19 protein-coding genes are annotated in these 22,281 nt (G+C 72.2%); 11 read left to right on the forward strand and 8 right to left on the reverse strand.

What is annotated here, in order from left to right; translation table 11 throughout:
• Window positions 1-150: 150 nt before the first annotated feature.
• Window positions 151-3,624, forward strand: coding sequence for a glycosyltransferase (locus VLK66_RS14440; protein ID WP_325310140.1), 3,474 nt, complete (start codon window positions 151-153; stop codon window positions 3,622-3,624).
• 223 nt (window positions 3,625-3,847) lie between these two features.
• Here the strand turns inward: VLK66_RS14440 and VLK66_RS14445 are convergent, their stop codons facing one another.
• Together VLK66_RS14445 and VLK66_RS14450 are read right to left on the reverse strand one after the other, a co-directional pair.
• Window positions 3,848-5,539 carry a VWA domain-containing protein gene (locus VLK66_RS14445; RefSeq protein WP_325310141.1) on the reverse strand — a complete coding sequence of 564 codons (1,692 nt, stop codon included), beginning with the start codon at window positions 5,537-5,539 and terminating at the stop codon, window positions 3,848-3,850.
• A gap of 336 nt (window positions 5,540-5,875) precedes the next feature.
• Window positions 5,876-6,361: a cupin domain-containing protein gene (locus tag VLK66_RS14450; RefSeq protein ID WP_325310142.1), complete on the reverse strand. Its 486-nt coding sequence runs from the start codon at window positions 6,359-6,361 to the stop codon at window positions 5,876-5,878.
• Between the two features lie 348 nt (window positions 6,362-6,709).
• On the opposite strand from VLK66_RS14450, the gene VLK66_RS14455 reads away from it, so the two are divergent.
• From VLK66_RS14455 to VLK66_RS14470, 4 genes are all read left to right on the forward strand, one after another.
• Window positions 6,710-7,153 (forward strand): hypothetical protein, encoded by a 444-nt coding sequence (locus VLK66_RS14455; protein WP_325310143.1) that lies wholly within the window; start codon window positions 6,710-6,712, stop codon window positions 7,151-7,153.
• Between the two features lie 35 nt (window positions 7,154-7,188).
• Window positions 7,189-7,542, forward strand: coding sequence for a hypothetical protein (locus VLK66_RS14460; RefSeq protein WP_325310144.1), 354 nt, complete (start codon window positions 7,189-7,191; stop codon window positions 7,540-7,542).
• A gap of 633 nt (window positions 7,543-8,175) precedes the next feature.
• Window positions 8,176-10,518 (forward strand): carboxypeptidase regulatory-like domain-containing protein, encoded by a 2,343-nt coding sequence (locus VLK66_RS14465; RefSeq protein WP_325310145.1) that lies wholly within the window; start codon window positions 8,176-8,178, stop codon window positions 10,516-10,518.
• A 202-nt stretch (window positions 10,519-10,720) separates the two neighbouring features.
• A complete protein-coding gene (locus VLK66_RS14470) occupies window positions 10,721-11,500 on the forward strand; it encodes a TonB-dependent receptor plug domain-containing protein (RefSeq protein WP_325310146.1) in 780 nt (259 codons plus the stop codon).
• Between the two features lie 209 nt (window positions 11,501-11,709).
• Here the strand turns inward: VLK66_RS14470 and VLK66_RS14475 are convergent, their stop codons facing one another.
• The 3 genes from VLK66_RS14475 to VLK66_RS14485 form a co-directional block, all read right to left on the reverse strand.
• Window positions 11,710-12,150 carry a hypothetical protein gene (locus VLK66_RS14475; protein WP_325310147.1) on the reverse strand — a complete coding sequence of 147 codons (441 nt, stop codon included), beginning with the start codon at window positions 12,148-12,150 and terminating at the stop codon, window positions 11,710-11,712.
• 134 nt (window positions 12,151-12,284) lie between these two features.
• Window positions 12,285-13,772, reverse strand: coding sequence for a SusD/RagB family nutrient-binding outer membrane lipoprotein (locus VLK66_RS14480; RefSeq protein ID WP_325310148.1), 1,488 nt, complete (start codon window positions 13,770-13,772; stop codon window positions 12,285-12,287).
• Window positions 13,773-13,793: 21 nt separating this feature from the next.
• On the reverse strand, window positions 13,794-17,096 hold the full coding sequence (locus VLK66_RS14485) for a SusC/RagA family TonB-linked outer membrane protein (RefSeq protein ID WP_325310149.1): 3,303 nt from the start codon (window positions 17,094-17,096) through the stop codon (window positions 13,794-13,796).
• Between the two features lie 928 nt (window positions 17,097-18,024).
• Between VLK66_RS14485 and VLK66_RS14490 the strand changes: the two genes are divergently transcribed.
• A complete protein-coding gene (locus tag VLK66_RS14490; protein ID WP_325310150.1) occupies window positions 18,025-18,516 on the forward strand; it encodes a hypothetical protein in 492 nt (163 codons plus the stop codon).
• 108 nt (window positions 18,517-18,624) lie between these two features.
• On the opposite strand, the gene VLK66_RS14495 is transcribed toward VLK66_RS14490, so the two are convergent.
• Complete coding sequence (locus tag VLK66_RS14495) at window positions 18,625-19,407, reverse strand: NYN domain-containing protein (RefSeq protein WP_325310151.1); 783 nt, start codon at window positions 19,405-19,407, stop codon at window positions 18,625-18,627.
• A 313-nt stretch (window positions 19,408-19,720) separates the two neighbouring features.
• Window positions 19,721-20,065 carry an FKBP-type peptidyl-prolyl cis-trans isomerase gene (locus VLK66_RS14500; RefSeq protein WP_325310152.1) on the reverse strand — a complete coding sequence of 115 codons (345 nt, stop codon included), beginning with the start codon at window positions 20,063-20,065 and terminating at the stop codon, window positions 19,721-19,723.
• Window positions 20,066-20,314: 249 nt separating this feature from the next.
• Here VLK66_RS14500 and VLK66_RS14505 point away from each other — a divergent pair, with 249 nt between their 5' ends.
• The 5 genes from VLK66_RS14505 to VLK66_RS14525 are packed head-to-tail and all read left to right on the forward strand — an operon-like array spanning window position 20,315 to window position 21,500.
• Window positions 20,315-20,515, forward strand: a complete 201-nt coding sequence (locus VLK66_RS14505) for a hypothetical protein (protein ID WP_325310153.1) — start codon at window positions 20,315-20,317, stop codon at window positions 20,513-20,515.
• A 16-nt stretch (window positions 20,516-20,531) separates the two neighbouring features.
• Window positions 20,532-20,747: a hypothetical protein gene (locus VLK66_RS14510; protein WP_325310154.1), complete on the forward strand. Its 216-nt coding sequence runs from the start codon at window positions 20,532-20,534 to the stop codon at window positions 20,745-20,747.
• Window positions 20,748-20,790: 43 nt separating this feature from the next.
• Window positions 20,791-20,997, forward strand: coding sequence for a hypothetical protein (locus VLK66_RS14515; RefSeq protein ID WP_325310155.1), 207 nt, complete (start codon window positions 20,791-20,793; stop codon window positions 20,995-20,997).
• 37 nt (window positions 20,998-21,034) lie between these two features.
• Window positions 21,035-21,253: a hypothetical protein gene (locus VLK66_RS14520; RefSeq protein ID WP_325310156.1), complete on the forward strand. Its 219-nt coding sequence runs from the start codon at window positions 21,035-21,037 to the stop codon at window positions 21,251-21,253.
• Window positions 21,254-21,293: 40 nt separating this feature from the next.
• Window positions 21,294-21,500 carry a hypothetical protein gene (locus tag VLK66_RS14525; protein WP_325310157.1) on the forward strand — a complete coding sequence of 69 codons (207 nt, stop codon included), beginning with the start codon at window positions 21,294-21,296 and terminating at the stop codon, window positions 21,498-21,500.
• 168 nt (window positions 21,501-21,668) lie between these two features.
• Here VLK66_RS14525 and VLK66_RS14530 read toward each other — a convergent pair whose 3' ends face one another.
• Window positions 21,669-22,190 (reverse strand): flavin reductase family protein, encoded by a 522-nt coding sequence (locus VLK66_RS14530; protein ID WP_325310158.1) that lies wholly within the window; start codon window positions 22,188-22,190, stop codon window positions 21,669-21,671.
• Window positions 22,191-22,281: the final 91 nt, after the last annotated feature.

The raw sequence follows: 22,281 nt of genomic DNA on the forward strand, positions 1-22,281 counted from the left end.
CATCGTGCGGACAGCTTGCGGCGGTAGCATTTCCTCCGCATGGCCACGTCCCCCCACCCCGACGCGGACTTCGTAGACGACGCACTCGCGCAGGCCCGCATCCCCCCACCAGCCGACGCGGACCGGTAGCAGCACCCCAGGCTGGGATCCATGGCCGGACACCAGGTATTCCACGACCCCAGCGGCGGCCGGCGCCGGCTGGTGGCGCGCCTCGGCGCGGGCGCCGCGCTGGCGGTGGCCGTGGTCACCACCCTCTTCGTCCTCACCCTTCTCGCCATCCCGGTGCTCCCGCGGGTGCCGGGGCTCGACGCCGTCCAGCAGCGGCTGCGCCCGCGCGGCGCGCCGCTGCTGTTCGGCACGCGCGCGCAGGTGGCGCGGCACCACATGCACCTGGCGCGGCTGGCGCTCTGGCGCGAGATCCGCCGCGAGGAGCGCGCGAAGGCCGCCCCGCGCCGCCCCCTCTCCGAACCCGTGGTCGCCGGCTTCTACGCGCCCTGGCAGCGCACCGCGCTCAGCTCGCTTCGCGCCAACGCCGACCGCATGACGCACCTGATGCCCGGGTGGCTGCACCTTGGCCCCGACGGCGCGGCGACCGACACCACCGACTGGGATCCCCGCCTCACCCCCGCCAACCTGGAAGTCGTCCGCATCGCCCGCGCGCACGGGCTGCGGGTGGAGCCGGTGCTCAGCAACGCGGCCAGCTCCGCCTTCGACCCCGCGCGCGCCGACTCGCTCCTGGGCGACCCCGACACGCAGCTGCGGGTTGCCCGCGCCACCCGCGACTGGCTGCTGGCGCACCGCTTCGAGGGGCTGAACCTGGACCTGGAGAACCTGTCGGACGAGGGATACCGCCAGCTTCCCGCGCTGGTCGGCCGCTTCGCGCGGACGCTGCACGCGGCGGGGCTCACGCTCTCGGTCGACGTGGAGCCCGCCAAAGCGCAGGTGCCGCTCGAGGCCGTCGCCCGCGAGGCCGACCTGGTGGTGGCGATGGTCTACGGCGAGCACTCCCCCGGTGGCGACCCGGGGCCCATCGCGTCGGCCGCGTGGGCGCAGCCGCTGCTGGAGACGGAGCTGCGCCGCATCCCCCGCGACAAGCTGGTGCTGGGGATCGGGAACTACGCCTTCGACTGGGCGGACGACGGAAAGCCCGCCGCGCCGCTCACCTACCAGTCGGCGCTGCAGCTGGCGCACGCCGCGCGCGCCGATTCGGCCGCCGGCGAGCCGGTGGACTTCGACGCCGACGCGCTGAACCCCACCTTCGACTACGAGGACGCGGGCGGCCACGGCCACGAGGTGTGGATGCTGGACGCCGTCACGGCGTACAACCAGTGGCTGCTGGCCCGCGGCCTGGGCGTGCGCGGTGCCGCCCTCTGGGCGCTGGGATCGGAAGATCCGGAGGTGTGGACCTTCCTGGACCGCCGCCGCCTCGCCGCGCCCGCCGATCCGGCCGCGCTGCGGCGGGTGCGCTTCCCGTACGAGATCGAGTTCACCGGGCAGGGCGAGATCCTTTCCGTGGCCTCCACTCCGCGCGACGGGAGCCGCACGCTGGCGGTCGATCCGCAGAACGGGCTCGTCACCGACGAGCGCTACACCGCCGTCCCCTCGTCGTTCGTGGTGCACCGCAGCGGCTTCCACGCCGGGTGGGTGGCGCTCACCTTCGACGACGGGCCCGACGGCGAGTTCACCGGCGAGGCGCTGGACACGCTGAAGGCGCTGCGGGTGCACGGCTCGTTCTTCCTGGTGGGCGAGAACGTGGAGCGGCACCCCGGGCTGGTGCGGCGGATGTGGGCCGAGGGGCACGACATCGGCAACCACTCGTTCACCCATCCCAACATGGCGGCCATCGGGCCGCGCCGGGCCGAGCTGGAGCTGAACGCCACGCAGCGCGGGCTGCAGGCCATCATCGGCCGCTCCACCCTCCTCTTCCGCCCGCCCTACAATGCCGACGCCGAGCCGCAGACCGCCGAGCAGCTGGACCCCATCGTGGCCGCGTCGCGCCTCGGGTACGTCACCGTGGGCGAGCTGGTGGACCCTCAGGACTGGCGGCTCACCATGCCGGGACCGGACGGCGCGCCCGTCTCCCGCACGGCGGAGGACATCGCGGAGACCGTGGTCGGGCAGGTGCGCGGGGGACGCAGCAACGTGGTCCTCCTGCACACCGCCGGCGGCGACCGCAGCGCCACCATCGCCGCGCTCCCCCTCATCGTCCGCACGCTGCGCGGCGAGGGATACCGCTTCGTCACCGTCTCGCAGCTGCTGGGTGTTCCCCGCGCCGCCGTGATGCCCGCCGTCCCCGCGACCGACGAGACGCTGCTGGGGCTGGACCGGGTGACGTTCGGGACCTGGTTCACCATGGCCAACCTGCTCGGAACCGCCTTCGTCCTGGCCATCATCCTGGGCATCGGCAGGGGGATGGTGCTCACCGCGCTCGCCGTCGCCGCCCGCGTGCGCGAGCGGCGGCGCGGGGCACCCGCGGAGTTCGCGCCGCCGGTGAGCGTCTTGATCGCCGCCTTCAACGAGGAGACGGTGATCGCGCGCACGGTCGCCAGCGTCCTCGCCAGCCGCTACCCCGGCTTCGAGGTCATCGTGGTCGACGACGGCTCGATGGACGGCACCGCGGACGAGGTGGAGCGCGCGTTCGGCGGCGACCCGCGGGTGCGCCTTTTCCGCCAGCCCAACGGCGGCAAGGCGGCGGCGCTGAACCGCGCGATGCACGAGTCGCGCGGCGAGATCGCCGTCTGCTTCGACGCCGACACCGAGGTGGAGCCCGACGCGCTGCGGCTGCTGGCGCGGCGCTTCGCGGACCCGCGCGTGGGCGCCGTCGCGGGGAACGTGAAGGTGGGGAACCGGGTGAACCTGCTCACCCGGTGGCAGTCCATCGAGTACGTCACCAGCCAGAACCTGGACCGCCGCGCGTACGCCCTGCTGAACGCGGTCACGGTGGTCCCCGGCGCGGCGGGGGCGTGGCGGCGCGCGGCGGTCGACGCCGTCGGCGGCTATCGCGGCGACACGCTGGCCGAGGACATGGACCTCACCTTCCGCCTGCGCCGCGCCGGATGGCGCATCGAGAACGAGCCCGCCGCCATCGCGTGGACCGAGGCGCCCGAGCGGATGCGCAGCCTCTTCCGGCAGCGCTTCCGCTGGAGCTTCGGCACGCTGCAGGTGCTATGGAAGCACCGCCGGGGGCTGGGGAAGGATGGGTGGTTCGGCCGCGCGGTGATGCCGTCGCTCTGGATCTTCCAGGTGCTGCTCCCCATCCTCGCCCCGCTGGTGGACCTGCAGATGGGGTACGCGCTGCTGCAGTTCGCCACGGCTTGGGTCACGCGCGGCGTGTACAGCGCGGACTGGCGGCCGCTGGAGCAGAGCAGCCACACGCTGGCCACGCTCGGCTTCTTCTACGCGCTGTTCTTCGCGGTCGAGCTCCTCCTCGCCTTCGTCGCCTTCCGCTTCGACCGCGAGAAGGTGCGGACGCTCTGGTGGCTCTTCTGGCAGCGCTTCCTGTATCGCCAGCTGATGTACGCCGTCCTCTGGCGCGCGCTCACGGGCGCCCTGCGCGGCGTGGCCCACGGCTGGAACAAGGCCGAGCGCCGCGGCACCGTCGTCGCCGCGATCACGGGAACGTAGGGAAGTACGAAAGTACGAGAGTACGGAGGTACGGAACGGCGGCGGGCCGGGCGCGATCCTTCGATGCGCCCGGCCCGTCTCGCGTGCCGCCGTAGCCGCGGCTTCAGCCACAGTTCCGATCGATCCCGATCCGCCCGATCTCCCTCGCATCCACGGCGCTTCCCGCGTCTCCGCGTCCTCCGCGTGAGATCCAGCGATGCCGGCCGTCGCGCGAGGACGGCTGTCACCGCTCCACGGCCACGTCATCCTCCCCGCGCCCGCCGGAAGAGGCGATGCGCTGCGACGCCTGGACCATGCGCAGGAACTCGCCGCGATAGCCGCCGCGGTCGTCGCCCAGCGCGCCGCGGGCCAGGTCGGCCACCGCGCCGTAGCTCGCCGCGCCGCGGAAGCGCGAGCCGCGCAGCAGCATCCCCCACTCCGCCACCGCCGCCGCGAACCGGAAGTCCGCCGACGTCGCACTCAGCGCACCGCCGCGGTCGTGCAGAGGGTGCACCAGCAGCCGGCTCACGTCACCGTCGGGCGCCTTGTAGCGCAGCTTCACCGTCAGCAGCTCGCCGCTGGCCGCCGCGCCGGTGGGGCCGCGCGGCTGCTGGTAGCGCAGGGGGTCGGTGCCCCGCGCGGGGTTGTCGGGCGCGTCGGCGGGGACGACCTCGTACAGCGCCGTCACCGCGTGCCCGGCGCCCAGCTCGCCCGCGTCCTTGCGGTCGTCGTTGAAGTCCTCGGCGGCCAGCAGCCGGTTCTCGTATCCGATCAGCCGGTACGCCTTCACCCGCGCGGGGTTGAACTCCACCTGCACCTTCACGTCCTTGGCGATGGTGAACAGGGTGCCGCCCATCTCCCCCACCAGCACCTTTCGCGCTTCGGCGATGCCGTCCAGGTACGCGTAATTGCCGTTCCCGCGGTCGGCCAGCTGCTCCATCTTCGCGTCCTGCAGGTTCCCCGTCCCGAAGCCCAGCACGGTCAGGAAGATGCCGGACGCGCGCTCCTGCTCGATCAATTGCACCAGCTCCGCGTCGCTGCTCACGCCCACGTTGAAGTCGCCGTCCGTGGCCAGGATCACGCGGTTGTTCCCCCCGCGGACGAAGGCGTCGCGCGCCAGGCGGTAGGCCAGCCGGATCCCCTCCGCGCCGTTGGTCGATCCGGAGGGCTGCAGCGTCTGGATCGCGTCGCGGATGCGGTCCTTCTCGCTCCCGCGGGTCGGCGGCAGCACCATCCCCGCCGCGCCCGCGTACGCCACGATCGAGACGCGGTCCTGCGGGCGCAGGTTGTCGACGAGAAGTCCGAACGCCTCCTTCAGCAGCGGCAGCTTGTTTGGCTCGTCCATCGAGCCCGAGACGTCCACCAGGAAGACCAGGTTCGCGGGCGGGAGCGACGCCGCGTCCATCCGCCGCCCCTGCAGGCCCACGTGCACCAGCCGGTGCGCGGGGTTCCACGGCGCCGGCGCCACCTCGGTGGTGATGGAGAACGGCGCGTCGCCCCGCGGATCGGCGTAGTCGTAGTCAAAGTAGTTCACCAGCTCCTCGATGCGCACCGCGTCGCGCGGCGGCATCCGCCCCTCGGCCATCACGAAGCGGCGCACGTTGGCGTACGAGGCCGCGTCCACGTCGATGGCGAAGGTGGAGAGCGGGTCGGCGCCCGCGTCCTTGAACTCGTTCTCGGCGATCGGGTTGTACTGCTCGCGGCTGAACCCGCTGTCGACCATCGCGTAGCCGCCGGACGCCGAACGGGTGTCCGCCGCCACGCCGCTCGCGTTCGCCGGCGCGACCAGCTCCTGGTATCCCTTCACAACGGGTGGCGGCATCTCCTGCGCGACCACGTCGGGCGCGGACGAAGGCTCGGTCCGCTCCTGCTTGGAGCAGGCGGCCAGCGCGAGGATGCAGAGGAGGAGCGGAGTGGGGATTCGTGCGGTGCGCATGCGGTGCCTTCCGGTCAGGAGTGGGCGAATGGGCCTCGCGCACCGCGGCCGGCATGCGGCCACGGCGTGCACCGGGAGGGGGCATCGGGCGTTCCGGCCGCGTGGCCGTGACCCAAGTGCATCTCCCGATTGCGGTTGAGTCCCTTCCGAACCGGTTCGGCGGAGATCGCGGCCCGCGTTCAGTGCACGTCCACTGAACCCGTCCGCGCGTTCATTGAACGGCGCTGGGGGATGAGATTCTGACGGTGGATGGAGATCGGGCCGCGCGGAGGTGCTCGCCCTCCCCCTCCGTTTCCTCCGTTCCCTCCGTGTGATTCGATTCTGTTCAGCGGTCGATCAGATGAGCGCCGCGGCCTCCGGATGCCGCCGCCGCACCTCGTCCGCCACCTCCGCGTCGTCGCCCATCATGCGGAAGTCGGCGAAGTCGAACCCGGGGCCGACGGCGCAGGTCACCAGCGTGTACGCGCCCGTCGTCCGCGCCGCCTGCCACTCGCCCGCGGGGACCACCGCCGCCGCCTCCACGCCCTCGCCCGGCGCGCCCAGCCGCTCGCGCGTGAAGCCGTCCAGCGCGGCGGGAATGCGGAACAGCTCCAGCGCGTCGCCCTCCACCCAGCTCCACGCCTCGTCGGAGGCGACGCGGTGCCACCGGCTCGCCCCGCCGTCCGCGAGCAGGAAGTAGATCAGCGTCAGCCCGCTCCGCGCCGGCCGCGCGTCGAACGGCTGCACGCGGCGCGCGGAGCGGAAGATCTCGCGATAGAAGCCGCCCTCGGGGTGCGGCTGCAGCCCCAGGCGGCGCACCAGCTCGTCGGCGCGTGAATGCACGGTGTCCTCTCCCGGTTCGGATCGCGTCCCATCGCGGGACACGCAGGCCACCAACCTGCGCGCGCCGCGCGGCCCGCGAAAGTGCGAACGCGGCACGGCGCCTCGCATCTCCCGTCGCCCGATGCACTCCGCCACGCTCGCGCGAGTCTTGCGGCAAAATCCGGAAGATCGGGGCGTGGAGACAGGGAGCGCGGTGCGGCGGGGCTTCCCTCCGCGCCCCACGGAGGTCACTTTCAGGGAAACAACCGTACGCGCGGAGAGTAAGAAAGCACCGCCTCCGCGCGTTACAGGCTGCCACGCCGCGCCGTCCCGGCGCCCGCTGATCCATTCATCCGGAGAACACCGCCCATGCCCGTACGTGGCATCCGCCGAGCTTTCGTCCTGCTGGGGTGCGCCGCCGCCCTGGCCGCCTGCAGCAGCGACTCCACCTTTCCCGCCGAGGCGTCGGGGAGCTTCAAGCTCACCTCGGTGAACGGGAACGCGCTGCCGTTCCAGCTCCCCGGCCTCCCGGCCGGCACCTCGGCGCGGCTCGAGGCAGGCTCGCTGGTCATCCTGGACAACGGCCGCTTCACCGAGACGCTGCAGTACTTCCTGGTCACGCCAGACAAGCCGCAGGGCGCGCCGTCCACGGCCATCACCGTCGGCGACGCCAGCGGGGGCGGCGGCAGCATCACCTTCGAGCCGCGGTTCGAGGACTCGTGGAACGCGTCGTACACCGCCACCACCGTCACCTACTCGCGGCAGGCGAACTCCAACGTCACGCTGTCGTTCGTCTTCACCCGCAACAACTGATCGGCCGCCCCGCGCGGCGGCCGGGAGGCAAGGCCATGCCCCGTGCACTCCGGACCACGCTGGCGCTCGTGCTGCTGCTGGCGCCCGCCGCCTGCGGCCGCGGCGGCAACGCGTCGGCCAATCCCCGCCCGCGCCCGCCGCGCACCTTCGTCACGGTCACGAACCGCGACTTCCGCGCGTACACCGTGTACGTCACCAACAACCTGCAGCGGCAGCGGCTGGGCACGGTGCAGCCGGTGTCCAGCGCCACGCTGCTCATCCCCGTGTCGTTCGTGCAGACGGCGGGCACGGTGCGCTTCATCGCCGACCCCATCGGCAGCGACGCGGTGGCCACCACCTTCAACATCAACGTCTCCCCCGGCGAGACGGTGCAGCTCTCGATCTTCTGATCATCGGGGTTGCAGGGCTGATCTGAACGGCGGTTTCTGGGCGTGTTTGGCGCCGAGGCGCCAAACCGGGCTGCGCGCGCGGTAGGCAACGATACGGCTGTTGCCAACCGCGCCGGGCCACCGCCGCGCCGGCTCTCGACGCGTCTTCCCGGCATGTCCGCGGGCGCGGCGCCGTCCCGGCCCTCCGGGCGCGCATCCCTCACGCAGGTGCGCCTCCGCGGGGCCTCGCGCCGCCGTCACCCCGCGCCGGAGGGCGCGACCCTCTCCCGTCCCGGGAGAGGGTGGCTCGCCGGCATCCGCGCGAGCTGCGAACATCGGCCCACGCTGAGTTTTCCCCTCCCCCGCGGAGCGGGCGGAGGGCCAGCAAGGCGGGCAAGATGCAGCCTTTCAGCGCAGATCTCGCCCAGCTACCTCTCCCGGTACGGGAGAGGTGGACGGCCTAAGCCGGCCGGAGAGGGCGCGATGCCGGGCGACGCACCATCACTCGTTCCCGCGCCGCCGGCCGTTCGCGGCCTTGGTAAAACACCAGTTTTTCGCACGTGCGCGTGCATATACGCGCGCGCGTCAGAGACGGTCTTGCAGGTTCGTTCCACACTGCGCGTTCCCACGCGGACACCTTCGCTCCCCCGACGCATGCTCTCGCGCACCCTCCGCCTCGCGCTTCCCGCGCTCCTCCTTGCCACCGCGCACGCCGCCGCCCAGGCCGTGCAGGGCCGCCTCGTCGACGACGGCGGCGCCCCGGCGGGGCAGGTGCTGGTCGTCCTCGTCGACGCCTCCGGGCGGCAGGTGGCCGGCGCGCTCAGCGACGCCGCCGGCGGGTTCTCGCTGCGCGCGCCGGCCGCGGGGCGCTACACCCTGCGCGCCGAGCGCGTCGGCTTCGAGGCCACGGTCACCCCCGCCTTCGACCTGGCCGTGGGCCAGACGGCGCAGCAGCGCGTCGTCCTCGACGCGCCCCATATCGCGCTGCAGACCGTGGTCGTCACCGGCGAGGCCCGCCGCTGCGAGGTGCGCCCCGGCACCGGCGTGCAGACCGCCACCGTGTGGGAAGAGGCCCGCAAGGCGCTGAACTCGGCCGCGTACGGGCAGCAGCAGCACTGGTTCCGCTACCGCGTGGCGCGCTGGGACCGCGACCTGGACCCGCGCTCCAACCGCGTCATCCGCGAGTCGCGCCGCGACACCGGCGCCGTGGCCCAGCACCCCTTCGCCAGCCCCCCCGCCGCCGAGCTCTCGGCGAAGGGGTGGGTGCAGAACACCCCGGCGGGCACCCTGTACTACGGCCCCGACCCCGCCGCCCTCGTCTCCGACGAGTTCCTCACCGACCACTGCCTGCGCCTGGCCGACAACAGCGACGCGGCGGGCGACTCGCTGGTCGGCGTGGCCTTCGAACCGGTGGGCGGCCGCCGCCTCCCGGACATCCGCGGCGTGCTCTGGCTGGACCGCGCCAGCGCCGAGCTGCGGCGGGTGGAGTACACCTACACCGGCCTTCCCACCCCCGTCAGCCACCCGCGCCTGGGCGGCAGCGTGGAGTACGCGCGCGTGGCCGGCGGGCCGTGGATCGTCCGCCGCTGGTCCATCCGCATGCCGCAGGTCGAGATCCAGCAGGGCGCCCGCACCACCCCCGGCCGCGACGCCGACATCTACACCGCGTACGAGAACGCCCGCCTCTTCGCCATCCGCGAGAACGGCGGCGAGGTCGTCTCCACCACCGCGCAGAACGGCGCCCCCGCGCTGGCCGCCGCCGGGGCCGCCGCGGTCGAAGGCGTGGTGTGGGACAGCACCCGCGCCGCACCGCTCTCCGGCGCCCGCGTCTACGTCTCCGGCACCCCGCTCGAGACGGTCACCGACTCGGCCGGGCATTTCCGCATCGAAGGGCTGCGCGGCGGCACCTACACCGTCGCCTTCACCCACTACGGGCTGGGCCCGGTCGCCGCCTCGGTCCGCCCCGCCACCGTCACCACCCAGGCGGGACAGACCGCGACCGTCGCCCTCGGCGTCCCGGGCCTGGCCACCGTCGCCGCGGCCGTCTGCCCGGACCTGGCGGGGCAGCCCCACCGCGGCGTGATCGTCGGCTCGCTGAAGGCGCAGCAGGGCGCCCCCGCCGGCGCCACCGTCCGCGCCACCTGGGGCGCCAGCGGCACCGGGGCCGCGCGCCGCCCCGCGGGGTACGTGGCCACCGCGGCCGACGAGTCCGGCGGCTTCGCGCTCTGCGGCGTTCCCGAGGGGCAGCCGGTGACCGTCACCGCCGGGTCCATGGCCGGCACCGGCGCCCGCGCCGAGGTGCGGCTGGCCGCGGGCGCGCCGCTGCAGCGCGACCTTCTCCTGGCCCCCGGCGGGGGCGGCGCGGTCGCCGCGGCGTCGGCGGACGGGGGGCCGGCCGTGGCGCTCCCGCGCGTGACCGCTACCGGCCGCGCCGCGCTGGCCGACTTCCAGCGCCGGCGCCGCAGCGGGCGCGGCATCTTCCTCACCCGCGACCAGATCGCCGCGAAGAACGCCCACCGCACCGCCGACATCTTCATGGGAATGCCCGGCGTGCGCCTGGTGGACGACGGCACCGGCGCGCTGAAGGTGCAGATGGCGGGCGCCATCGCCCCGCGCACGCTGGGCGGCGGCGTGCTCCCGCAGACGCACAGCCAGGCCGCCGCGCAGGCGGACGCGCGCTCCGCCCGCAACGCCCAGGAGCGCGGCAACGGCGACCCCGGCGCCACCACGCCCACGGCCGCCGGCCTGGGGGGCGAGGTCGCCGCCGGCCCCATCTCGCAGCGCACGGGCGCGGGCGACTGTCAGGTGCAGTTCTTCGTCGACGGCACGCGCTTCTACCCCTCGCGCGAGGGCGACATCTCCGGCGACGTCCCCCTCGGCCTGGTGGAGGCGGTGGAGGTGTACCGCAGCGTGGCCGAGACGCCGGTGGAGTTCCGCGGCGGCCAGTCGGCCGGGTGCGGCACCGTGGTGATCTGGACCGCCAACGCCACGCGCTGAGCCGCCGCCCGCCCGCTGGCGATCGGGTGCAGCGTGGCGCGGCGGCGGCACTCCGCGCCGTTCGCGGACGAGACGGATTCGTGGGTGCGGAATCCGGGTCCGCCGCGTTCCCGCCGCTCCTTCGGCGGCTCGCTTTATGCTTGATCCACCCCTCCGGCCGGATGGTTTTTCGACCGGCAGCAACCCACCACGGGAGGTCGCCATGCGCCTCGCCCGTCTCCGCTCACCCGCCGCCCTGGCCCTGCTCGGGCTCGCCGTGCTGGCCCCGTCCGTCCGCGCGCAGCAGGGCGCGGGCGAAAGCCGCTTCCTGGTGGTGCACGTCACCGACTCGGCCACCGGCACCGGCGTGGCCGACGCCGAGGTGTGGGTGGGCGGCACCCGCGTCAGCACCGACTCGGCCGGAAACGCCCTCCTCCCCCTCCGCCACGACCGCGAGACCGTGGTCGTGCGCCGCATCGGCTACGGCGACGCGCGGCGCGAGGTGGCGGCCGGCCCCGCGTCGGTCGACGTGGCGCTCGAGCCTTCGCCCGTGGCGCTGAATGGCGTGTCGGCCAGCAGCCGGCGCATGCCCATGAGCCCGCCGCTGCAGCGCTTCTACGCGCGGATGGAGCACGGCCGCGGCTCGTTCCTCACCCGCGAGCAGATCGACCGCCGCAAGCCGCGGCGCCTGACCGACCTCTTCCGCGAGATCCCCGGCGTGCGCGTGGCCAGCACCTCGCGCGGCGACCGGCTGGTGATGACCGGCGCCACCCCCGCCATGTACCGCGTGGACCCGCGCTGGGAGGCGGGCGACTGCCCGGTGCAGTACTACCTGGACGGCGTCAGCTACCAGCCGGACTTCGCCGGCGTCCCCAACGACGTGCGCCCCGACGAGGTGGAGGGGATCGAGGTGTACCGCCGCCTCTCCGAGGTCCCCGTCGAGTTCCGCCGCCCCGGCGCCGAGTGCGGCGTGGTGGTCATCTGGCTCAAGGAACGCGGCTGACCGTCCGATAGGTAAAGCACGCGGAGGAGCGGAGGAGCAGAGGCGGGCACATCCCCCTCTGCTCCTCCGCTTCTTTGCGTGATACCGGATCTGGCCGTGTCCTCCGGTGCCCTCCGTGAGAGCCCCTCGTCGCGTGGAGAGCCAACGACGACGGCCGGCACCGCGAAGCTAGCGGTGCCGGCCGTCATCTCTCCACGAAGGGAGACGGACTACTTCGTGGTCCCCGTCCCCCCGCCGCTGCCGCTGGCCCCGCCGGCCACTCCGGTGGCCTTGATGGCCACCGCACCGGCCACGATCAGCGCCCCGAACACCGCCGACCGCCACGGCGAGATCCGCTTCTGCGCGAGCCCCACCACCGCCGTCCGCGGGAACGCCACGGTTTCGCCCGAGGCGTCCACCCCGAACCCGGTCGACGAGCGCATCCCGAACACCGACAGCAGCATGGAGGTGTCGCGCGCCTGCACCACCTCGCCCTGCAGTTCCACCACGTCGCGCACCGTCACGTCGCTGATGGGAAAGTCCATCGGCCGCGACAGCCGCACCCGCACCGCCGTAGCCGGGGGAGGCGTGGTGGAAGGCGACACCGGCGAGTACGAGAAGCACCCGCCCAGCGCCAGCGTGCACAGCAGGACCGCCGATCCCGATCTCATGCGAACCATCCTTCCTGGGTACCGAACCGGGCGTACGGCCGCCGGTGCGGCGCCCTTACGCGTGAAGCGGAAGGCCGGCCCCGCCCGGGGGCGAGACCGGCCTCCTCCGTCCATCCGTCAGAGCCCGTGCGCGGTCAGGCGCCGGGCAGCCCCAGCACCGTGGCGCAGCTGATGGGGTCGTTGCGGTTCCGGAGGCCGTTGTTGCCGCTTCCGGGCGCGCTCAGGTTGGAGTTGGACTGGCGCTCCGACTGGCCGTACAGGAGGCGCGAAGGGATCGGGTCGTTCTGCACGGGGCTCCCGGCCTTCACCGCCGCCGCAACGTTCGGCTCGCAGGTGCGCTTGTAGTCGTTGAACGCTTCCATGTTCAGGAAGAGCGCGAAGTACTTCTGCATCATGATCTCGTGGAAGAGCGCGCTCCCCGTGAGACCCTGCACCGCCGCGACTCCCGACGTGCCCCAGCGGGCGTTCTGGCACGCCACGCCCGCGTTCAGCGCGGTGTAGACCTGCGCGGCCGTGGCCCCCTGCCGGTACAGCGCCTCGGCGATGATGAACTGCGTCTCCGAGCAGGTGATCAGCGCGATCCCGGCGCTCGCCGCCGCGATCCCGTTGTCGCTGTTCAGCGCGCTGGCGTCGCCGTTGTTCTCGCCCGGCTTCGAGCCCACGAAGTTGTCGTCGCCGTTGGGCAGCGCGTACACCTGCAGACGCGGGTCGCCCCGCGCCGCCAGCGAGTCCACCATCAGGCGGCCCAGCGCCGTGTACCCCGAGCGCTCGCTGTTGAACTGGTACCACCAGTTCGTCTCGGTGGCGGTGCCGCTGTGCACCGACTCCCAGTCGCCCGAGGCCGTGTTGATGCCGTTCTGCGCGGCCGCCAGCGCCTTGGCCACGCAGTTGCCGCCGCAGGCCGTGTTGGCCGCGGTCGCGGCCGCGCCGCCGGCGGCCTGCGCCTCTACCCAGTGCATGTAGAAGCGCGCCTTCAGCGAGTTCGCCACCCGGCGCCACGCCGCCGCGTCGCCCCCGAACCGCATCTCGCGGTCGGCCAGCAGCGCGTTGTCGGAGGCGCTGCCCGCCGCCGCCAGCTGCGCGATCGCCTGATCGAGCAGCGTCTGCACGGCGGCGTACACCACCTCCTGGTTGTCCACCGGCGACTCGGGGTTGGCCGCGCCGCCGCCCGCCTGCGTATACGGAAGGTCGCCCCACATGCTGGACGCCATCCCGAACAGGAAGGCCTCGTGGATCTTCAGCACCGCGCTGGTATGCCCGAGGTTGGCCGAGTCGGCCCGGGCGCGGGCCAGCCGCAGGTCCTGCAGCCCGCCGCCCGGGTAGATCTCGCTCATCTCGTTGTCGAACTCGTCCTCGCTGTACACGTACTGGTCGAGGCTGGAGAACTGGCGGTCGATGCCCGCCATCTGGTTCAGCCACAGCGAGGTCGCGCGTGCCACGTGGCCCTCGTTGAAGAGCCACGTCTTCAGCTGTACCGAGGTCAGGAGCTGGCTCACCGACGCGTTCTGGACCACGTTCTCGTTGCCGGGAACGTTGTTGATGAAGTCCGAGCACGCGCCCAGCGTGGCGGCCAGCCCGGCCGCGCAGAGCGCGCGGCCAACCCCTTGGGTCAGGTTTCGCATGTTGGTTTCAGTCTCCGTGGGTTAGCGGTTCAGGTTCACCGAGATCACCCACGAACGCGTCTGCGGGTTGTTGAAGTAGTCCAGCCCGCGCCCGACGCTCTGGCCCGTGAGGTTCGACTCCGGATCGATGCCCGTGTAGTCGGTCCACGTCTTCAGGTTGCGGCCGCTCAGCGTCAGGTTCATGCTGCTCATGCCGAAGCGGCGCTTCAGCCAGGGCTGGTCGATCGTGTACGACAGCGACACGTCGCGCAGCTTCACGAAGCTGGCGTCCTCCAGGAACTGCGAGAACGGACCGTTGAAGCCGTTGCCGATGCCGGCCTGGCCCCAGCGGCGGTCGATGAGCACCGTCTTCCCCTTGCCGGGGCCCGCGTACGTGAACTGGTCCATGAAGCCCTGCCCGAACGCCGTCTGGATCCCGGCGCCGTGCCAGGCCAGCGTGCTGCGGTGCGTGCCGTAGCTGGTCAGCGCGCCGCGCGTGCCGTTCCAGATCTGGCCGCCCTGGCTGATGTCGAGGAGCCCCGACAGGCGCAGGTTGCCCAGGATCGTGAAGGTGTTGCGCAGGCTCCCGGTCCAGCTCGGGTTGGGGTCGCCCACCACGTGCGAGGTCCCCGACAGGCGCGGGAAGCCGTCCGACGCCAGGAACACGTCGCCCGCGTTGCCCGCTCCCGACTGGGCGTCGATGTCCACGCCGCCCACCACCTCGCCGCGCCCGTAGCGGACGAAGTCGCCGCCGTAGAACACGCCGAACGGCGAGCACCCGGCCCCGTCCACGCCCGGCGCCACCAGCGCCGCGTACGAGCCGCCGGTGCCCGAGAAGCCGTTCAGCACCACGAACTCGGCGCCCTCGAGCTTCTTCACGCACGAGCGGTTGCGCGAGTACTGGGTGTTGATGCTCCAGCTGAAGTTGTCGCGCTGGATGGGGTTCAGGTCCAGCGTGAGCTCCACGCCGTGGTTGTCCACGCGGCCCGCGTTCTGGAACTGGTCCGTGAAGCCGCTGCTGGGCGGCAGGTTCACGTCCAGGATCATGTCGCGGGTGATGCGGTTGTAGTAGGTGAAGCCCAGCGCGGCGCGGCCGCCCAGCACGCCGAAGTCGAAGCCCGCCTCGTACTCGGTCTTCCGCTCGGGCCTGATGGTGGGGTTGCCCAGCGTGACCTGCGAGATCACGCCGTCCTTGCCGTTGTAGATGGTGGTCCAGCCCGCGTTCTGCACCCAGCCGTCCACGAAGGTGGCCTGGTTGAACGAGCTGCGGTCCACGTATGCGGGGGGCTGGCGGCCGCTGACGCCGAAGTTCGCGCGAACCTTGAACTGGTCGATGAAGCTCAGGTTGTCGAACATCGGGAGCTTGCTCACCTGCCAGCTGAAGCCCGCGCCCGGGTACCAGAAGCGCCGCTGCGCGCTGCCGAAGGTCGAGCCGCCCTCGTACAGCACGTTGCCGGTCAGGGTCAGCTGGTCCCACATCGTCATCTCGCCGTTGGCGAAGTAGCCGTCGGTCCGCGTGACTTCCTTGTACTCATCGGGCACCTTGGTCACCGCGAAGTCCAGCTGGTCGGTGCCGTAGATGAGGTTGAAGGCGTTGGTCTGGTAGCGGTTGAACTCGCTGTGGTTCAGGTTCTGCCCCAGCGACAGGCTTCCCACCGCGTTCTCGCCGAAGTTGTGGTTCAGCGTGGCCAGGAAGCGGCTCTCGATCTGGAAGTTCCGCAGGTTGGCGCGGATGACCTTCCCCTCGGGCGTGTCCGACGAGCTCTTGGGGAAGAGCGAGCGGCGGTCGTCGCTGCTGAAGTCGGCGCCCAGGGTGTAGCCCAGGCGCAGCCAGCTGGCGGGCGAGTAGTCCAGGTTCACGTTGCCGAACGTGCGGTTCACGTTGGCGCTGTTGGGCATCTCGTACGCAACCCAGAACGGGTTGTCGAACCCGCGGGCGTTCTCGAGCGAGCCCGTGCACGACTGGTCGTTGCACCGGTACGAGCGGTGGAAGCCGGTAACCGGGTCCAGGTACGGCAGGTTGTTGAACTCGGGCGGAGCGCGCAGGGCGCCCAGCTGGATCCCCGAGATGTTGGAGCCCTGCTGCACGAAGTCGCCCTTGCCGTTGGTGTAGGCGACGTTGCCGCCCACCGTCAGGTTGTCGGCGAACTGGTGCGTGCCCTTCAGGCGCAGCGTGGTGCGGTCGTAGCCCTGCGGGCCCACGATCACGCCCTGCTGGTCCAGGCGGCCCAGCGACATGTAGTAGGTGGTGCGCTCGCCGCCGCCCGAGAGCGTGAGGTTCGTCTCCCAGTGGTTGCCGGTGCGGTACACCTCGCCCGCGTGGTCGAACACCGGGGTGCTGGACGGCAGCACGGTGCCCCACGAGCGCACGCCGGCGGTGGAGCCCGCGGTGCCGCTGCAGGTCTGCGTCAGGTTCGACGCCGGCACCGCCGGGCAGTTGTTCAGGCCCAGGCCGTACTCGGTCTGCAGCGGAACGAGCTTGTTCACCTCGTCGCTCGCGTAGCTCCCGTTGAAGCTCACGCGGGTCTGGCCGCTGCGGCCGCTCTTGGTGGTGATGAGCACCACGCCGTTGGCGCCTCGCGATCCGTACAACGCCGTGGCGGCGCCGCCCTTCAGGATCTGGATGTCGGCGATGTCGGCGGGGTTGATGTCGGCGGCGCGGTTGGTCACCGCGGTGCCGTTGGTGCCGCCGGTGCTCGGGTCGCGGTTCGAGTAGTCGTCGATGCGCGTCGAGCGGTTGTCGATGGGCGTGCCGTCGACCACGAACAGCGGCTGCGTGCCGCCGTACACCGAGGCGGCGCCGCGGATCTGGATGTACGCGCCGGCGCCCGGGTCGCCCGAGGTGCTGGTGACCAGCACGTTGGGCGCCTTGCCGGCGAGGGCGGCCACGATGTTGTTCTCGCGGCTCTCCTCGATCGCCTGGCTGCTCACCGTGTTCACGGTGGTGGTGGCGCGGGCGCGCGTGGTGGCCGTGCCCTGCCCCGTGGCCACGATCTCGCCCAGGCGCAGCACGTCGGAGCCGAGCTGGAAGTTCTGGGTGAGGCTGGCACCCGGGTTCAGCGTGATCTGGCGCGACGAAGAGGCCAGGCCCACGCGGCTGGCGGTGATGGTCACCGTCTGTCCCGCGCGCACGCGCGAAGCGGGCACCACCATCCGGTAGGTGCCGTCGGCGCCCGTGGTCACGCCCACGCTCAGCGCCTCGATGCGCACGAGCACGGCGTTCTCGGGAGCGCCCGAAGCGTTGGTCACGCGGCCGGACACCACCGCCGGCTCCTGAGCCAGCAGCGACACCGGCGCGAAGGCTACCGCGACCAGGATCGCGAATAGCCAGCGGAGTCTGCTCATGAAACGTCCTCCTGGGTTTTCCGGCGGCCCCACTGCGGGGCTCGCCACGATTGGGGGTTCCGGCACGTGTGCGGGAACGGGGCGCCCGTTCGGGGTGCGCCGCGGCCCGCGCCGGAGTGTTCTCGCGGAATCCGCTGCCGGGCGGCGGGGTGCCGGGTCCGGGCTCGGGATTCCCTCTGCGAAGAAACCTGGGTTCGCTGGCCGCCTCCTTTCATGGGGGTGAAGAGCGCGTGGAGCCCGCAGACGATCATACAACGCCCGGGTGCTGGCGGGCGTGACGGACCTGTGGCTTTAGCTGCGTACCGGCTGGAACGGTGACACCGTACGGTACTTCCGGAATGCGCGTGGCTGGGTCTGGAACGGCCTTGCCCGGCGGGGAGCGTAAGCCCCGTGTGGGCGGGGATTTGATTGAGAGGTGACAGGGATTAATAGATCGGGCGTTCGACCATGTCAAGGAATCGCCGCCCGCTCCCGCACCTGGCCGTCCGTGTTCCCGGTAGGCGAAAGTAATACGCTCCCGGCCGAGCGGCGCAAGGGGAGTCACGAAACGGCATCACCGCGCCCGCCGTCCCCGGCCCGTCGGCCGCCGCGTCCGCATCTCCTTTCGAGCCAGCCGCATACGGGCAAGCGGCGATTTCCCCGGCAGCCGCGCCTCATCCCCATCTCCCATCCCCTTCGCCGCCGCCCCGGTGGAGACTGGGCGCGGTGATTTTCATCTCCATCTCAAAGTGACCCAAACGAGGCCCCTCACCCAATGTGAACCTTCCCGTCTTGACTATGGAGCAGCCGGTACTGCTTCCCAGGTTGCCCGCGGCGGGGGATGGAGATGGACGGCGCCGCGAGATGCATTCTCCGCGGCGCCGTTTTGCGTGTGGCGCGTCGTCTGCGGCGGTGGATGGAGATCGCCCACCTGTGCGCGGAGGAGATGATGAGGATCGGAAGAAAGCTGCTCGCGGCAATCGCCGCACTCGCATGCATCGCGGCGTGCACCCCCGCACCCGCGCCGGCGGACGGCGGGCATGCGCGGGCACCCGCATCTCCCCCCGCGTCCCCGCGCGCGGCGCCGGTGGCGGATGCGGGCGCGGCGTCCGAGGCGGAGGCGGACACGGGGCGCATGGCCCGGCTGGAGCGCGAGGTGGAGGCGCTGGTCCACACGGAGGGGTGCACGGCGGGACAGTGCCGCACCGCGCCGGTCGGCAGCCGCCCGTGCGGGGGCCCGCGCGCGTACGTCGTCTACTGCGCAGCCACGACGGACTCGGCGGCGCTCTTCGCCAAGCTGGCGGAGTTGGCGCGCGCCGAGGACGAGTACAACCGCCGCAATGGGATGGCGTCGACCTGCGAGTACCGGATGCCGCCGGGCGTCGCCATCTCCGCCGGCCGGTGCACCGCGACGGCGCCGAGCAGCCCGGGGCCGCAGTGAGGGGCTGATTCCAGACCGCTGTCGATCTTCCGATCTTCCTAACGACAACGAGCGCGCGACCGGATGCCGGCCGCGCGCTCGTTCCACTCAGGACTTTGGACCGAGGACTTACGCTTCCTCGTCCTCGTCGACCACCGGCAGCCCCTCGGGCCAGCCGCGCCCGCTGGGATATGTCTCGCGGGCGTAGCTGGACGGGCTGGTGTACGTGGGCCGCGGCGTGCGAACCGGGCGCTCGCCGCGCTCGAACACGGTGCGCTCGGGGCGCTCCGGGCGCTCGCCGCGGTCGTGGCGCTCGAACCCGCCGCCCTCGCCGCGCGGCTCCTGCTGCGGCCGCTCGGACAGGAGGAAGGTGTTCAGCAGGTCCGGCGTGATGACCGTGCGGTCGTCGGCCTCTTCCCACAGGTCGCGGTGCGGCTGCTGCGGGCCGGTGCCGTGGAACAGGTGGATCAGCACGCCCTCGTTCTTGGCCGCGCGGATGGCCGGCAGGAAGTCGCTGTCGCCGGTGATCAGGATGGCGCGGTGGATCCGCTGCTTCACCGCCAGCATCACCAGGTCCACGCCCAGGTAGATGTCGACGCGCTTCTGCTCGAAGATGGGGCGGTTGCTCTCGCGGTCGGTGCCGCGGTACTCCAGCTTGCCCTCGCGCACCTCGAAGCGGTTCAGGCGGTTCAGCGCGCTGAAGAACCGCTGCTTTCCGGCGTACCGCTCCTCCTCTTCCGGCGTGGGCACCGGGCTCATGTACGGGAGGCAGTGGTAGTAGTAGGTGCGAAGCAGGTCGTCGGGGCGCGACAGCTCGGTGGCCAGCTTCCCGAAGTCGATGCGCGGCGAGCCGCAGTCGCGCGACACGCGGTCGAAGTAACCGCCGTCCACGAAGATCGCGGTTTGACCCATTGCTATGAAGTCCCTCTGCGTGGAAGAAGAAAACCCGCCCGGGAGTGCCGGCGGGTAGATTTATGCGGCGAGGCGTTCCCGCCGTCGCGGCGGGACGCACCCGCCGCCTGCCCGTAGCCGAGAGTTACCGCCGAGGGAGCAGATTGTCAAGCTGCGGCCAAACTGCCGCCGGGTACGCGCCAATCCCGAAAAGCCCGGCACCGCATGCCATCCGCCACCCCATGAACGGCCACCTTGTCCATGCACCAGAATGGGCGCGGCGGGGCGGCGCAGATGCCCGCGTCGCCCCCGCCGCCGTCGTCCGGAACGCGCGTCAGTGCGAGCCGTGCACGTCCAGCAGCTCCACGTCGAACACCAGGGTGGAGTTGGGAGGGATGGGCCCCACCGCGCGGGCGCCGTACCCCAGTTCGGCGGGGATCACCAGCGTGCGGCGGCCGCCCACCTTCATCCCCGCCACGCCTTCGTCCCACCCGCGGATGACGTGGCCGGCGCCCAGCGGAAAGTGGAACGGCTGCCCGCGGTCGCGGCTGCTGTCGAACTTCTTGCCGTCCTGCAGCGTTCCCGTGTAGTGCACCACCACGTGGTTGCCGGACTTCGCCTCGGCGCCGGTGCCCACCACGTCGTCGCGGTACTGCAGCCCCGAGGGGGTCGTCGTCATCCCGTTCTCCGCCACGTTCGCCTCCCGTCCCCTGAGTGAAGATGTGCCGCCCCCGCGGGCGCGTCCGCCCCGGCCGGACCGGCCCGTGCGTCCGTTTTCCGCCGCGGCACGCGAATTCCGGCGCAGCTCTCGGTGCCGGTGGAGCGCTGAACTTCGCCCGCGCCCCGCCCCGCCACAACCCCTTCGCGGCGAGGGCCGAATGGCGCCGCACGACTCGGGCCGGGGCTCACGTCCGGAAGGGAGGCCGACATGCGAAGCATGGCACGGTGGGCGATTTCGGCGGCGGTCGCGGGTGCGCTGGCGTTCGGCGCGGCCGGGGCGGCGGCTTCGCCGGAACCGGCGGCGGCGGGCGGGCGCCAGTGCAACAACGGCGACTGCAAGGCGCTCTGCAAGCTCGACGGCGCGCGCTCCGGCACCTGCGGCGGAGACCAGTGCATCTGCATCTACTGAAACCCGGGGAGGGAAGATGAGGAGAATCCGGGAGATGGCGATGGGCGCCGTGGTCGCGGCGGCGCTGGGGTTCGGCGCGGCGCAGGCGGTGGCGGCGCCGCGCGCACCGGTGGCGGATGCGGCGCGGGCGTGCAAGCCGGGCGACTGCGGCCGCCAGTGCAAGGCCGCCGGCTACGACGGCGGAAGCTGCGCCGGCGGGCTGTGCGAGTGCTTCATCGGCCCGCTACGGTAGCGCGAGGGCGGCGGGAGGGAAACCCGAACCACGAGGGGGGACGATGACGGGACGGATCAGGCAGCTGGCGTTCGCAGCCACGGTCACGGCCGCGCTGGGCTTCGGCGCCGCGCAGACGCTGGCGCAGCCCGCGCGCGCGAGCGGGCCCGCGCAGGTGTGCAACGACCAGACGTGCGCGCGGGTGTGCAGCGCGCTGGGGTTCCACGGCGGCTTCTGCAACACCGGCGGCGGGTGCAGCTGCTACCTGTGAGCGCGCCCCTGGAGCCACCCGTGAACGGGAGAGGGTGATGAGCGGAAGAATCGGCCAGGCGTCGCGCTGGACCCTTGCCGCGGCGGTCGCGGCGGCGCTGGGGTTCGGCGCGGCGCAGGCGGTGGCCGCGCCGGCGGCTCCGTCGCCGCACAGCCCACGGGTGTGCGCCGGGCCCGCGTGCGACCTGCTGTGCAGGCAGCTGGACTACGCGCGCGGGCAGTGCGTGGAGGGCGTCTGCCGCTGCTTCACGCAGTAGCGGGGCGCCCGGTGAGCCATCCTCGACCTGGGAGGGAGAGATGAGGGGACGGATTCGGAAGATCCGGCGCTGGGCGGGCGCCGCGGCCGTCACGGCGGCGCTCGGGTTCGGCGCGGCGCAGGCGGTTGCCGCGCCCACGGCCACGCGGGAGGCGCGCGCGTGCGACCCGGACGAATGCGCCACCTGGTGCGCGTCCATCGGCGGCGTGGGGCAGTGTGTCAACAAGGTGTGCCGCTGCATCATCTGACCGGCGCCGGAAAGCGCTAAGTCTTAAGTCCTAAGTGCTAAGTGCTAAGTGCTTGGTCGCATAGGAAATATGGACGGCGTCACTCAGGACTTGGGACTCAGGACTTAGGACTACTTATTTAGATCGGCGGCGGGCGCCGGAGACCGGATCCGGCGCCCGCCCCGTGCATCACCCCAGCGTGCGGTACTCGCGGCGGTGGTGGACGAGCGGCGGCGCGTCGCGGCCGATCTCCGCGCGCTCGACGCGGCCGATGACGATGCGGTGGTCGCCGCCGGGGTGCATCTCCGCCACCGAGCAGACGAGGGCCGCGAGCGCGCCGGGGAGCACGGGGTCGGCCTGTGCCGCGGAGATCGCCTGGTCGAACGGGAAGCGGTCGGCGTAGCTGAGGGCCAGGCGGCGCTGGTCCTCGGCGAGGAAGGAGACGGTGAACCGGCCGGCGTCCTCGAGCGACGGGAGGAGCGCCGCCTGCTCGTCCACGCACACCAGCACCAGCGGCGGCCGCAGCGACAGCGAGGTGAACGCGCTCACCGTCATGGCCACCACGTCGTCGTCGTCGCGCACGGCCAGGACGGCGACGCCGCTGGTCCAGCACGCCAGCGCCTCGCGGAAGTCGTCCAGCCGGAGCTCGCCCTCGGGCTCCGGCTCCTCGTCGCGCGTGCGGATCGCGGCCACGATGGGGCGGCGGGTCATCGCGGTGTCTCCATCTCCGTCTCGATCTGCATCTCCATCTTCATCCTGGTCACCCTCTCCATCTCCCGATCCCATAAATCGCGAAAATGCG

Source organism: Longimicrobium sp., from assembly GCF_035474595.1.
Lineage (GTDB): Bacteria > Gemmatimonadota > Gemmatimonadetes > Longimicrobiales > Longimicrobiaceae > Longimicrobium.